This is a genomic window from Acinetobacter sp. CIP 102637, from assembly GCF_000368425.1.
Classification (GTDB): domain Bacteria; phylum Pseudomonadota; class Gammaproteobacteria; order Pseudomonadales; family Moraxellaceae; genus Acinetobacter; species Acinetobacter parvus.
In genome coordinates this window covers 1,537,906-1,551,888 of sequence record NZ_KB849435.1, presented here as the reverse complement: position 1 = coordinate 1,551,888, position 13,983 = coordinate 1,537,906, and the positions used below count along the sequence as shown (strand labels likewise).

General features: G+C 40.7%; 11 protein-coding genes and 1 pseudogene. 10 read left to right on the top strand and 2 right to left on the bottom strand.

The features are described from left to right. The first annotated feature begins 11 nt into the window (after nucleotides 1-11). Nucleotides 12-2,045 (top strand): NAD-dependent DNA ligase LigA, encoded by a 2,034-nt coding sequence (gene ligA, locus F967_RS10505; protein ID WP_004799769.1) that lies wholly within the window; start codon nucleotides 12-14, stop codon nucleotides 2,043-2,045. After that, the gene (locus F967_RS10500; RefSeq protein WP_004799768.1) at nucleotides 2,042-2,560 is read left to right on the top strand and encodes a DUF6155 family protein; all 519 of its coding nucleotides are present in this window, start codon (nucleotides 2,042-2,044) and stop codon (nucleotides 2,558-2,560) included. Before ligA ends, F967_RS10500 begins: the two co-directional genes overlap by 4 nt. A gap of 61 nt (nucleotides 2,561-2,621) precedes the next feature. On the opposite strand, the pseudogene F967_RS10495 reads toward F967_RS10500, so the two are convergent. Then, nucleotides 2,622-3,677 (bottom strand): annotated as a pseudogene (locus F967_RS10495) (SDR family oxidoreductase). Between the two features lie 352 nt (nucleotides 3,678-4,029). On the opposite strand from F967_RS10495, the gene ftn reads away from it, so the two are divergent. Beyond that, nucleotides 4,030-4,494: a heteropolymeric bacterioferritin subunit Ftn gene (gene ftn / locus F967_RS10490; protein ID WP_004663600.1), complete on the top strand. Its 465-nt coding sequence runs from the start codon at nucleotides 4,030-4,032 to the stop codon at nucleotides 4,492-4,494. A 54-nt stretch (nucleotides 4,495-4,548) separates the two neighbouring features. Here the strand turns inward: ftn and F967_RS10485 are convergent, their stop codons facing one another. Continuing rightward, nucleotides 4,549-5,127 carry a peroxiredoxin gene (locus F967_RS10485; RefSeq protein WP_004799765.1) on the bottom strand — a complete coding sequence of 193 codons (579 nt, stop codon included), beginning with the start codon at nucleotides 5,125-5,127 and terminating at the stop codon, nucleotides 4,549-4,551. 122 nt (nucleotides 5,128-5,249) lie between these two features. Between F967_RS10485 and F967_RS10480 the strand changes: the two genes are divergently transcribed. From F967_RS10480 to F967_RS10450, 7 genes are all read left to right on the top strand, one after another. Beyond that, on the top strand, nucleotides 5,250-5,978 hold the full coding sequence (locus tag F967_RS10480) for an alpha/beta hydrolase family protein (RefSeq protein ID WP_004761859.1): 729 nt from the start codon (nucleotides 5,250-5,252) through the stop codon (nucleotides 5,976-5,978). Between the two features lie 312 nt (nucleotides 5,979-6,290). Beyond that, complete coding sequence (bioA, locus tag F967_RS10475; RefSeq protein ID WP_004769686.1) at nucleotides 6,291-7,586, top strand: adenosylmethionine--8-amino-7-oxononanoate transaminase; 1,296 nt, start codon at nucleotides 6,291-6,293, stop codon at nucleotides 7,584-7,586. Beyond that, entirely contained in the window at nucleotides 7,573-8,727 is a 1,155-nt protein-coding gene (locus F967_RS10470) for an 8-amino-7-oxononanoate synthase (protein WP_004682888.1), read from the top strand. The genes bioA and F967_RS10470 overlap by 14 nt, the downstream gene beginning before the upstream one ends. Next, nucleotides 8,724-9,476: a malonyl-ACP O-methyltransferase BioC gene (gene bioC / locus F967_RS10465; RefSeq protein ID WP_004682887.1), complete on the top strand. Its 753-nt coding sequence runs from the start codon at nucleotides 8,724-8,726 to the stop codon at nucleotides 9,474-9,476. Before F967_RS10470 ends, bioC begins: the two co-directional genes overlap by 4 nt. Continuing rightward, entirely contained in the window at nucleotides 9,473-10,114 is a 642-nt protein-coding gene (bioD, locus tag F967_RS10460) for a dethiobiotin synthase (protein ID WP_004799764.1), read from the top strand. The genes bioC and bioD overlap by 4 nt, the downstream gene beginning before the upstream one ends. A 183-nt stretch (nucleotides 10,115-10,297) precedes the next feature. Further along, a complete protein-coding gene (locus F967_RS10455) occupies nucleotides 10,298-12,094 on the top strand; it encodes an ABC transporter substrate-binding protein (RefSeq protein WP_004799761.1) in 1,797 nt (598 codons plus the stop codon). An 11-nt stretch (nucleotides 12,095-12,105) separates the two neighbouring features. Continuing rightward, the gene (locus F967_RS10450; protein ID WP_004799760.1) at nucleotides 12,106-13,923 is read left to right on the top strand and encodes an ABC transporter substrate-binding protein; all 1,818 of its coding nucleotides are present in this window, start codon (nucleotides 12,106-12,108) and stop codon (nucleotides 13,921-13,923) included. The last annotated feature ends 60 nt before the right edge of the window (nucleotides 13,924-13,983 follow it).

Below are 13,983 nucleotides of genomic sequence, written 5' to 3'. Positions count from 1 at the left end.
GTGAAATTTAAATGGAACACAACTCAGTTATTGAGCAAATGCGTCAGTTAATTCAACTGATTGCAAAACATAATCATGCTTATTATGTAATGGATCAACCTTGCATTTCTGATAGTGAATATGACCATTTATTTCATCAACTGAAAGCCTTAGAACAACAATATCCAGAATGCATTCAGGCGGATACACCGACCAATAAAGTTGGTGGTCAAGCTTTGTCAAAATTTGCAAGCGTGACCCATGCAGTGCCAATGTTGTCATTGGGCAATGTGTTTAATCAGGAAGATCTGTTTGCCTTTGCCCGTCGTATTGATGAACGTTTACCCAATCAAAAAGTCCAGTATGACGTTGAACTTAAACTCGATGGCTTAGCGATTTCACTGTGGTATGAAAATGGTGTCTTGGTTCGTGGCGTGACCCGTGGTGATGGTGAGACAGGCGAGGATATTACCCAGAATGTTAAAACCATTCGAAATTTGCCGAAAGTATTATCAAGTCAGCATCAAGCCATTCCAGAGTTTCTGGAAGTTCGTGGTGAAGTATTGATGCCAAAGCAAGGCTTTGAAAAACTCAATGCCGATCAGCAAGCCAAAGGCGATAAGACCTTTGCTAATCCACGGAATGCAGCAGCAGGAAGTTTGCGCCAACTCGATCCAAATATCGCAGCTTCACGTCCATTGGCGTTCTATGCTTATGGTATTGCGCAATGTCAGCCCAATCATGGCCTTGAGACCATGCATGACAGCCTGCACTGGTTAACCAAATTTGGTTTTGAAATCGCAGAACGTCAATTTCTCTGTGCCTCGATTGAGGAGGTACAGCAACGCTATGAACAAATCCAACAAGAACGTCCAGATCTTAAAGTTGAAATTGATGGTATGGTGATTAAGGTCGACAGTCTTAAACAGCAACAACAATTGGGCTTTTTAAGTCGTGAACCACGCTGGGCAATCGCTTATAAATTCCCCGCACAAGCGGCACTGACCAAAGTCGAAAACATTGACTGGCAAGTGGGACGTACTGGTACGCTTACTCCTGTCGCGCGTTTAACACCTGTCTTTGTTGGTGGTGTAACGGTATCTAATGTGACCTTACACAATATTGGTGAAATCCATCGTTTAGATGTGCGTATTGGCGATACCGTTAGTGTCTACCGTACTGGCGATGTGATTCCAAAAGTTGAGAAAGTTTGGGTTGAGTTCCGACCTGCCAATGCGGAGATCGTCCATCTCCCGACGAATTGTCCAGTCTGTGAATCACCTGTAGTGATGCCAGAAGGTGAGGCCTTGGCACGTTGTTCAGGTGGCCTGTATTGTGCAGCACAACGGATTGAAGCCATTCGTCACTTTGTTTCGCGTAAAGCCTTGGATATTGAGGGCTTGGGTGATCGTTGGGTAGAGTCACTTCTGCATCTCGATTTACTTAAAGATGTGGCTGATATTTACCATTTACATGAACATCGTGACACCTTATTGACCATCGAGAAAATGGGTGAAAAATCCGTTCAGAACTTGATTGATGCCATCGAAGCGAGCAAGAAAACTACCTTGGCACGTTTTATTTATGGCTTAGGTATTCGTGGTGTAGGTGAAACTACAGCACGCATGTTAGCCAATACTTTCCAAACTTTGGATGCTTTGAAAGCTGCCGATGTTGAAGCACTTAAGAAAACGCCTGATGTCGGTGATATTACAGCAGAATGGATTGCTGACTTTTTCCAAGCACCACATAACATTGAAGTACTCGATCGTTTATTGGCAGCAGGAATTCATTGGGATGCACCGACAGCTCCAACACGTCAACCATTGAATGGTGAAAGCTGGGTAGTGACAGGTACACTGGAAAGTATGGGGCGTGATGAGGCGACACAAAAGTTACAAGCTTTGGGTGCACGCGTCAGTGGTAGTGTTTCCAGTAAAACCAAATGTGTGGTGGCTGGTGAAAAAGCAGGAAGCAAGTTGGATAAAGCGCAGAAACTGGACATTCGGGTAATGAATGAACAAGAGTTTCTGGATTTCTTGGCGCAGTACGGAGGTGTTGAATGAGTATTAAAGCATTGAAAACCCATCTGGTCACAAAACCTGAAAAAGAATTGCTTCAAGAAATTGTTAAACTATATCAACAGTTTTCAGTAGTCAGAGATTTTTATGATTCACAGATAAGTGCAGAGGGGACAAATGACGTACTCTCTAAATATAAAAAAATAATTCAGGATGAATTTTTGCCCAAACATGGATTTGGCGATGCAAGGTTATCTGTCGCACGAAAAGCGGTTATGGACTTTAAAAAACTCAATGGATTAAATATACATCTAGTTGATCTTGCAATCTATTATGTTGAAATTGGAGTAAAATTTACCAACATGTATGGTGATATCAATGAGCCATTTTATAATAGCATGGAGTCAATGTTTGCTCAGGCAATGAAATGGATGAAGCAGCTCAATGTAGAAAGTCAATTTCAACAAAGAGCAGCAAAAATTTGTCACGATACAGATAATATTGGCTGGGGGTTTCATGATGGACTATGTGAAATTTATAGTGATTATTTTGATGATTAATACTTGAAAGTATAAGAAAAAAGCCTATTCAAACCGATGTGGTTGAATAGGCTTTTTATTGTTAAATATATTTTTTCACAATCCCATCATCAAGCAATTGCTGGAAATGTTCACATACACTTTCACGAATATCGTGATATTGAATACCTAGCTCATTCACACTACGTTGTGAATTAAAGTAGATTGGATAACCCATATTCAGTTTTACAAATTGACGGGAATGCCCAAATATGGGTGCAACTAAAGAAAATGCTGTCTTAGGCACAGTAAAATGTGGGAAAGGGTATCTGTAGCCAAACTTTTTCGTTAATGCCTGGCCCATTTCTAGTAGGCTTAATGTGCCACCACAAATGATATAGCGACCTTGTGCTTTAGGATTGAGTGCCGCAGCAACATGTGCATCGGCAACGTCACGAACATCAACAATGCCGTTCCACATTGGTGGTACACCAAACAGAGTGGTACCATTGCCAAACTGTTGTAGTACTTCAATACTGCCAGACTGACTTGCATCAGTGAGTGATGGTCCCATCACCAGTGCAGGGTTGATACAGACAAGACTCCAGCGATTTTGTTGCTCTGCCATTTCTCAGGCTTTACGTTCTGCGGCAACTTTCGAGTAGGGGTATGGTTGATGGGTTTCACTGCTGGTATTGTTCCAGTGGCTTTCATCAAACTCATTATTCGCGGTATTTTGAATCTCCACCGCATCGCCATAAGTTGAGGCAATACTTGAGGTCAGCACCACACGTTTGACTGATTCAGTGCGATTGACACTGTCCAGTACATTTTCTGTTCCTTTTACCGCAGGCTCAATGATGTCTTTTACTGCATCCTTATAGTTGGTCACAACAAAAGGCGAGGCGGTATGGATCACGATTTCACAGCCTTGCATGGCTTCATCAAAAGAACCAGATTCAAGTAAATCGGCTTTAAAAAACTGAATTTGTCCTGATGATTTATCTGCTAGATCATACAGGTGCTGAATTTTATTTTTCTTAGATGGATCTCGAACCGTAGCATGAACGTTATAGCCCTGATTCAACAGTCGTTCAATAATCCAGCCCGCAATATAACCCGTAGCACCCGTGACCAAGATTGGCTTACTTTTATCCATTTTATTTCCGCATTGTGTTTTTGTGATTGATGTTATTTACCGAATTTTGTGTAAACAAACAACAGCCGAGCAGTCATTTTTTAATGTTTTTTGATCAAAATTGCAGTGGAATAAGAAGCATTGCTAACCGTTACAAAAAACTAAATAAAGGATTTTGATTAAATTCATTGAGTTGTGAAGCTATGCCCAATGTGCAAAGGCTTATTTTAATTAGATAAATTGGGCGAATTAAAACTGTAAATGCGTATGTTTCTCATTTTAATTTTATAAAAATCATAAACTTACATACTTTTGGTTTTGCAATTATTGTGTAAATTGACCATAATGTTGTCATTCGATAGGAGTAAGTATTATGCGTGGCAATCCAGAAGTCATCGACTATTTAAATATGCTCATTGGCGGTGAATTGGCTGCTCGTGATCAATATTTAATCCATTCCCGTATGTATGAAGATTGGGGCTTGAGCAAGATTTACGAGCGTATTGACCATGAAATGCAAGAAGAAGCTTCACATGCTGATTCAATCATTCGCCGTGTTTTATTTTTGGGTGCTCAACCTAATATGAATCGTGAAGACATCAATGTGGGTACAGATGTCGTAAGTTGTTTAAAAGCTGATTTAGCACTTGAATACCATGTGCGTGAAAAACTAGCGACAGGCATTAAGCTTTGTGAAGATAAAGGTGATTACATCAGTCGTGATATGTTGCGTCAGCAGCTTTCGGACACAGAAGAAGATCATACCTATTGGTTAGAAAAACAATTGCGTTTAATTGAATTAATTGGTTTGCAAAATTATATTCAATCGCAAATTTAAGATTTACGAATGAATAAAAAAACTCAGCAGATGCTGAGTTTTTTTATTTATGAATTATTTTTTAGTTTGGGCTTCTTTTAAATCTTTTAATACTTGATCAGCATGCGTTTGCGTATTCACACTCGTGTAGTGATACATAATTGCACCTTGAGGATTAATCAAGAAACTCTCACGTTTAGCAATTTTTGTAACCCCGAAGTTTCTAACAATGCCAAATTTTCCAGCAAGTTCGCCTTTTTCATCTGCCAAAATTGGGAAAGGTAAACCGAGCTTTTGTGAAAATTTCTGATGTGATGCAATATCATCCAAGCTCACACCCAAAACTACTGCATTCGACTTTAAGAATTGAGGATAAAGTGATTTAAATTGATTCGCTTCTTGAGTACATCCAGCGGTGTTATCTTTTGGGTAGAAATACAGCACAATCCACTTGCCTTTGTATTGGCTGAGGGTATGCCATTGACCTTTCTGGTCTTGCAACTTGAAATCAGGCGCGGATTGTCCCACCCATTGCTTTTGAGCGGTATCTTGTTTGGAGAATAATGTGCTTTGTGCTGTGGTTAGGATTGCTGTACTGAGCAAAACAAGAGAACTGCATAGAATAAGGACTTTAGATTTTATTGTATTCATCATTTTGGGTCTCAATGCATCGTAAGGTAGGATAGTGTATATTTTAGCAAATTGAATTGTGTCAGCTAGAAAAAATAACCAATCTATGCGATGTTTTATACAAAGTAGTTGATCAGTGTAAAGGGATGCATTTGTCTAAAAAGATTCTACTCATTACTGGATGGGGCGGTGGTGCCGAATTATTAAAACCTTTACATGAGGCTTTAGAACAAAACGGACATAGCGTTGAGCGGCTTAATATCTTTAATGCCCTCGATGATGAAGTCTTACAACAGCACGTTGAGCGGGCAGTCAAGTTTGATATGATTGTGGGATGGTCACTGGGTGGTCAACTGGCAACGATATTAGTGAATCAAATCCAGCAACAATACAATGAGCAGAAAGCTTTAATCACTTTAGCATCGAATCCATGTTTTGTGGCTCAAGCAGATTGGATGACTGCCATGCCTGTTGAAAGCTTTATGCAATTTAAACAATCATTTGAACAGGATGCGATTACCACCTTAAAACGTTTTGGCTTATTGGTCTGTCAAGGTACAAGTTCAGCAAAAAAAGACTTTTTAGCCATGCAGAGATTGATTCGTCCACAACCGATTGCATTGCTTAGACAAGGTTTAAAGTTGCTAGAGCAATTAAATCTGGTTGAGATGTATAAAAATTATCAAGGTAGGCAGTTACATGTGTTTGCGGAATATGATGCTTTAGTTCCTTACCAAGTTGTGCGAAAAATTAAAGATTTGGCTGCAAAGAATTTATCTGTTATTTCTGTTGAAAGTGCTTCTCATGGTTTTCCATGTTTTATGGTGGAGCAGACTGTGCAGATAATTGAAGATTTTATTCAGCCGATTGTTTAATCTTGCGGTGGAATGAAAGTTATCGCAATTTATTTTAGATTTTGACAAGTTTAAGATAAAAAGCTGTTGAGATTTATTGAACGTTCTAATCATTATTGAAATTTACTTTTAATATTCGCTATCGTGGAGGCGACATGGATGTCGCCGTTAGGCTGTGGCATCAAGGATGTGCCATCAGCCTAACAAAAGATTTTTGCTTACTTTTCATCTTTGAAAAGTAAGTACAGCTGAAGGCTTATCCTGAAATTGGGTGAGTACTCGGAATGACACTGTAGAGCACATCGTTAAATATTGAATTTACAGAGGTAAAGGATGACAGACCCATTTGATTTAGAACATATATGGCATCCCTATACTTCAATGTTAAATCCACTACCAAGCTTTAAAGTCAAACGTGCTTACGGTGCAACAATTGAATTAGAAGATGGTCGAACTTTGGTTGATGGCATGTCGTCATGGTGGTGTGCGATTCATGGCTATAACCATCCTGAACTGAACCAAGCGGTTACAGATCAATTGCAGAGCATGGCGCATATCATGTTCGGTGGTCTAACCCATGAACCTGCAATTGGATTGGGCAAATTATTATTAAAAATTACGCCGCCGAGTTTAGATAAAATTTTCTATGCTGACTCAGGTTCGGTTTCAGTTGAAGTGGCTTTAAAAATGGCAGTGCAGTATTGGGCTGCATTGAATCAACCTGAGAAAACCAATTTTATTACTACACGATCTGGCTATCATGGTGATACTTGGAATGCGATGTCTGTGTGTGATCCAGTCACAGGGATGCATCAGATTTTTGGTAGCAGTTTACCGAATCGAATCTTTGTACCCGCGCCACAAAGTCGCTTCGATGGTGAATGGGATCCACAAGATATTCAAGAGCTCAAACAGCAGATCGAACAGCATCATCAGAGTATTGCCGCATTGATTATCGAGCCAATTGTTCAGGGTGCAGGTGGGATGCGTTTTTATCATCCTGAATATTTACGTCAGGCCAAAGCTTTATGTAAGCAATACAATTTATTGCTGATCTTTGATGAGATTGCGACAGGTTTTGGACGTACAGGTAAAATGTTTGCTTGGGAACATGCGCAAGTTGAGCCAGACATCATGTGTATTGGTAAAGGCTTAACAGGTGGTTATATGACTTTGTCTGCAACATTAACGACTAAACAAGTGGCTGAAACCATTAGTCGTGGCGAAGCAGGCGTATTTATGCATGGCCCAACCTTTATGGCGAATCCATTGGCTTGTGCTGTTGCTTTAAGAAGTACCCAATTATTGGTTGAGCAAGATTGGCAGAGCAATATTCAACGTATTGAAAAGATCCTTGTTGAGCAATTAAGTGATTTAGTAGAACTTGATCATGTTGCAGATGTACGTGTATTAGGTGCGATTGGAGTGGTTGAATTAACCTCTAGTGTTGATATGAAAACCTTGCAGCAACAGTTCGTTGAACGGGGTATTTGGGTGCGACCATTTGGAAAATTGGTCTATGTGATGCCGCCGTATGTGATCACAGATGAGGAACTCCATTATTTATTAGCACAGATGAGTGAAGTGGTAAAAAATATGCAAGGAGCGCATAGCAATGTCCTTGCTTGATCATTATGCCGAGCAGCTTGACCAGCTTAAACAGCAAGGTAATTTTCGTCAATTTACTGCAAATCAACAGCAGGGAAAATGGATTACCATCCAAGATCGAACCATGTTGAACCTAGCATCCAATGATTATTTAGGCTTGGCCGCTGATTTAAGTTTAAGAGAAGAATTTCTCGATACGCTGAAAATTGAACGGGCGCTCTTTAGTTCATCTTCGTCACGCTTGCTCACGGGTAATTTTGCAGAATATGAACAATTTGAAAATAGCCTAAGCAAGACTTTCGGTCGTGCTGCATTGCTTTTCAATAGTGGCTATCACATGAATATCGGTATTTTGCCTGCATTAGCGGATAGCAAAACTATTATTCTTGCCGATAAACTGGTGCATGCTAGTATGATTGATGGCATTCGATTATCGAATGCTCAATATGTGCGTTATCGTCATAATGATTTGCAGCATCTGGAACAATTATTGCAAAAGTATCATCAAGATGAGCAAATTGAACGCATTATTGTGGTGACTGAAAGTATCTTTAGTATGGATGGTGATGAGACTGATCTAGCAGCATTGGCACAGTTAAAACAGCGATTTGCTAAAACCATGTTGTATGTTGATGAAGCACATGCGATCGGTGTCAGGGGGGGGCAAGGTCTGGGCTGTGCTGAACAATATGGCGTATTGGATCAGATTGATTTCTTGGTTGGAACCTTTGGTAAGGCAATTGCTTCTGTGGGCGGCTATATCATTTGTGATTCAATCATGCGTGATTATCTAATCAATAAAATGCGCCCACTGATTTTTAGTACTGCTTTGCCTCCAATCTCGATGGCATGGTCAGATTTTATTTTTAATAAAGTGCTGAACATGCAGCAACAGCGTCAGCACTTGGCTGAGATCAGTCAATATTTACAGCAAGCGGTGATTGCAAAAGGTTTTTCGAGTCCATCCAGCAGTCATATCATTCCAATTATCTTGGGTGAAAGCCAAGCGGCCATTGAAAAAGCACGCTATGTACAACAACAAGGCTTTTATGCCATGCCAGTACGCCCACCAACGGTGCCACAAAATAGCTCACGTCTTCGTATCTCGCTCACCGCTTTGGTGCAAAAAAATGAACTGCAACAACTAGTGGAGTGTTTGTGAGCATCGATAAAGCACTGGTTGCCCAACGTTTTGCCAAAGCAGGGCAAAGCTATGTCGAACATGCTGTGGTACAGAAACAGATTAGTGCACAGTTATTTGAATATCTTAAAGTGTATTGTCCGCAGAACTTAGCCTCTGTGCTTGAGATTGGCTGTGGTTCAGGCAATCTAACGCATTTATTTCAGACTCATTTTCAGTTTGAACAGCTATTCTTAAATGATTTATATGCTGATGTTGAACAGCATTTTTCAACGATTCAAAATATAGCTTGGTTGATCGGAGATATTGAACAGCTGACTTTACCACAGTCCTTAGATGCAGTGATTTCTAGTTCAGCATTACAGTGGATGACTGATCTACCTAAGTTATTGCACCGAATTCATGATGCTTTAAAACCGAAAGGCTATTTGGGTTTCTCTACATTTGGTGAAAATAATTTAATTGAAATCAAAAAGCTGACTGGGCAAGGCTTAAATTATTATTCCAGTGAAGTACTGAAACAGAAACTTGAAGAAAGTGGCTTTGAGATTGTGTTTATAGAAGAAGAGCAAAAACATCTATATTTTGATCATCCAAAATCTGTATTGCAGCATTTAAAAGCGACGGGGGTGACTGCAACAGCAAAATCGCATCGCTGGACCAAGCAATCGTTACAGCAGTTTTATTCAGATTATCAACAGTTTCATGATGAGCAAGGTTTCCGTCTGACTTATCATCCGATTTATGTGATTGCACGGAGAATAGCATGAGTGCAGCAATTTATTTTGTCAGCGGTATTGATACAGAAATTGGGAAAACTTATGCCACTGGTTATCTCGCCAAACTTTGGACTGAACAAGGGCAGCGTGTTATCACCCAGAAGTTGGTACAAACTGGGAATGTAGATAGTTCAGAAGATATTGAAAAGCATCGTGAAATTATGGGCAGTGGCTGGTTTCAGGAAGATCATGAAAAATTGACCATGCCTGAAATTTTTAGCTATCCTGCCTCGCCACATTTAGCTACACGTTTGGATGGGCGTGAGTTAGATTTTGCCAAGATCGAAGCTGCAACTAAAGAGCTTGCTCAGCGTTTTGATGTAGTATTGTTAGAGGGTGCGGGCGGTTTGATGGTGCCTTTAACCACAGAGTTGTTGACTATTGATTATATTGCTGAACATCAATTTCCTGTGATTCTGGTCACTTCTGGACGTTTGGGTAGTATTAATCATACTTTATTGAGTCTGGAAGCTTTAAATCATCGTGGTTTGAGTTTGCATGCTTTGGTGTATAACTTAAAGGATGAGTCGAAAGATCCGCTTATTTCGAAAGATACCGCTGATTATTTAAAAGCTTATTTGGCAAAGCATTTTCCAGAAGCAGAATGGATTGAGCTGCAAAAGTTTTAATTCTGACAATGAAATAAAATAACAACTTATTTTGATAAAACAATATTATATTTTAATCAAATGTTGAAAACATTAATTCATTGATTCTTTTGTAAAAATATAGAATGATGGAGTCCATAAAAGCAAATTCATCAATACACCTGAATACTGGCGAAAAGCTGGATATGGATTAAAAATCAGGATATGAGCATTATATTGAAGCCTCATTTTTTTAAAGCCGCCTTAATTGCTGCCATGGTTGCAGGAATGCCAATCAGCCATGCAAAAAGCCCTGCCCAAGCCGACAAGGTGCTGCGGGTGGCATTTCCTGCACCTGATGATGGTTTTGATATGGTCAAAACCTCAAATTTTTATAGTGGTAATATTGCCGATGTAATTTTTGAAAGATTGCTTCAATATGATTACTTGGCAAATCCAGTCAAGCTAGTGCCTGCAACAGCTCAGAGCTTGCCAGTGATCAAAAAAAATGGACAGGTCTACACCTTTAAAATCAAGCCAGGCATCTACTTTACCGATGATCCTGCATTTAAAGGCAAGCGACGGGAACTGGTCGCTGAGGATTATGTCTATGCGGTCAAGCGTATTCTTGATCCAAAGAATCATGCGCCGTCTTTTTCCTTTATTGACAATAAATTGCTTGGTGCAAATGCGCTGGTGGAGCAAGCCAACAAGACAGGAAAATTTGATTACGATGCACCGATTGAGGGAGTAAAAGCCCTCGACAAATACACCATTCAATTTACCCTGACCCAGCCTGATTATAATTTCCCCTATATTCTTGCCTATAGCACCTTTGGCGCAACGGCTCGGGAAGTAGTTGAATACTATAAAGATCGTATCGGGATGCACCCTGTTGGCACAGGGCCTTATATGCTGGGTAAATATGTACCGCGCAGTAAAATCGAGCTGGTCGCTAATCCTGATTATCGTGGTTTTATCTGGAATTTTAAATCTACAGGCACGGCTTTGGATAATCAACTGGTCAAGCAAATGAGTGGTAAACACATGCCACAAATTGGCAAAGTGACGGTCAGTATTATTGAAGAAGAACAATCACGCTGGCTGGCATTTCAGTCCAAACAACTTGATTTTGATAGCTTAACGGCTAATGCTATTGCCAAAGCTTTAGATCAAAACAATCAACTGAATGCGGAGATGCAGAAAAAGGGCATTCGCCTGTATGCCAATAAGGAAGCAGAAGTCACCTACACCATGTTTAATATGCGTGATCCTGTGGTCGGTGGCAGCAGTCTGGATAAAATTGCGTTAAGACGGTCGATTGCCATGTCATTGAATATGAATGAATATATTCGTATTCTGCGTAAGGGGCAGGCGGTTAAGGCCGAAATGCTGGTGCCTGCTGGCGTGAATGGTCATAACCCGAATTATCGCAGTAGCATTGGTTATAACCCTGTCTTGGCAAATAAGTTGCTGGATCATTTTGGCTATAAAAAGGCGGCAGATGGTTATCGCACGTTCCCAAATGGCAAGCCTTTAATCCTTAAAATTAATACCGAAAGTAGTTCATCTGCTGTGATTTATTCAGAACTGTGGAAAAAGGGGCTGGATGCGATTGGGATTCGGGCAGATTTTAAGGTCAGTAATTTTGCTGACAACCTCAAGGCTGCTTTTCAATGTCAATATATGATGTGGGGCGGTGCGTGGCACGCCGATTATCCAGAGGGAGAAAATTTTGCTCAACTGCTTTATGGGGCGAATGTTGGTCGAGGCAATTTATCCTGTTATCAATCCATAGCCTATGATGCGCTGTATCAAAATGCAATGAAATTACCGCCTGATCAACGTATGCCGTTTTATGAAAAAATGAGCCGACAAATTGAAGCGGACAATCCGTGGGTGCTACAGGATACCCGTAACCGTAACTGGGTCATTCAGCCTGAAATTCAGGGCTTTAAGGCACATCCGATTATGAGTACCAATTGGCAATATCTGGATATTGTTCCAACACAAAAGAAATAATGTGAACACGTATGAAGCAGAATTTTAAAATTTCATTGCAGCAGTATGGGATGGCGGTCTTGCTTGGCACAATCTCGATTGGCATAAGCAATGGCACAATGGCAAAAAGTCCAGCCAATCCAAACAAGGTGCTGCGCTATGCCTTTCCTGTGGCGGAAACAGGTTTTGATCCTGCCGCAGTTCAGGATTTGTATTCAGCGCATGTACTGTATTCCATTTTCGATACCTTATATACCTATGATTATCTGGCTTCACCCGCCAAGCTGGTTCCTAATGCTGCGGCTGCCTTGCCAGAAGTCAGTGCCGATGGCTTGACCTATACCATCCATCTTAAAAAAGGTATTTATTTTTCTCCAGACCCTGTGTTTAAGGGGAAACCACGAGAACTCACCGCAGCAGATTATGCTTATTCCTTTAAGCGGTTGCTTGATCCGCAACTGCATTCACCCAGTAGCTGGTTATTTGACGGACGCATCGTAGGAATGGACAGTGCCATCCAGCAAGCGAATAAAACGGGAAAATTCAATTATGATCAGCCGATTGCAGGCTTGCAAACGCCTGATCGTTATACGCTGGTGATTCGCCTGACTGAACCAAATCATAATTTTCCGATGTTGCTGGCACATCAGCCAACAGGGGCAGTCGCCCGTGAAGTGATTGAACATTATCGGGACAAGGCTGGTTTTGTCATGGGGCATCCGATTGGCACAGGGCCTTATTTATTGTCCCGCTGGACACCTGCTTCACGGATTATTTTAAAAGCCAATCCTGACTATCGTGGCTTTGTCTGGGATTTTAAGGCCAGCAATCCAGACGATCAGAAAATTGTCCAGCAAATGCAAGGCAAGAAAATGCCACAGATTGGTGTGGTGGATATTCAGGTGATTGAGGAAGCACAGTCGGGGTGGTTGTCGTTTCAGAAAGATGGACTGGATTTATTGACCTTAACAGGAGATTTGCCTGCTCAGGCACTCAAAGATAGTAAGTTAAAAGCTGAATTTGAGCAAAAGGGTATTCAGCTTTCCCGAATTTCTGATCCCTCGATTGATTATTTATACTGGAATATGCAAAACCCTATGGTCGGTGGATTGAGTAAGGAAAAAATTGCCTTACGCCGTGCGATGGCCATGGCACATTCACCTGAAAAAGATATTCAGATTTTAATGAAAGGGGATGCCAAGCGTTTACAGTTCCCGATTCCTTACGGCGTGGCAGGGCATGATCCCGATTATAAGGGCAGTGTGCCGTATTCGGTGAAAGCGGCCAATTTATTGCTGGATCGGTATCATTATAAAATTGGCACGGATGGCTGGCGTAGTTTACCGAATGGTAAACCCTTGCTGATAGAGTTTATGCCATCCAGTAATAGCGCACGAAGTATGCAAATGGCTGAATTATTAAAGAAAGATTTAGCCAGTATTAAAGTGAATATGGTGTCCAAACCTGTGCCCTTTGCTGAGGGTTTAAAAGCAGAAAAGCAATGTAAAACCATGTTTAAGGGTTCTGCATGGATTGCGGATTATCCTGATGGTGATAATTTTATGCAGTTGTTTTATGGCAAAAATGTCAATGCCACCAATAATTCCTGTTTTAAGTTAGCTGAGTATGACCGTTTATATGAGCAAACATTAAAATTGTCAGATGGGTCTGAACGAGATCAGCTTTATCGGAAGATGGCACGGTTATTAGAGTTTTATTCGCCTGTACAAATGATTTCCAGTCGTTATCGTAATGTTCTGATTCAGCCCCGTGTGATTGGCTATAAAAAGCATCCGATTTTGCCTGCGGAATGGATGTATATTGATATTGAGGAAAGGAAGAAAAAGTAAAAACATTGGTCTCGAATTGGTTTTGCTATCGTGGAGGCGGCGTGGATGCCGCCCGTTGGG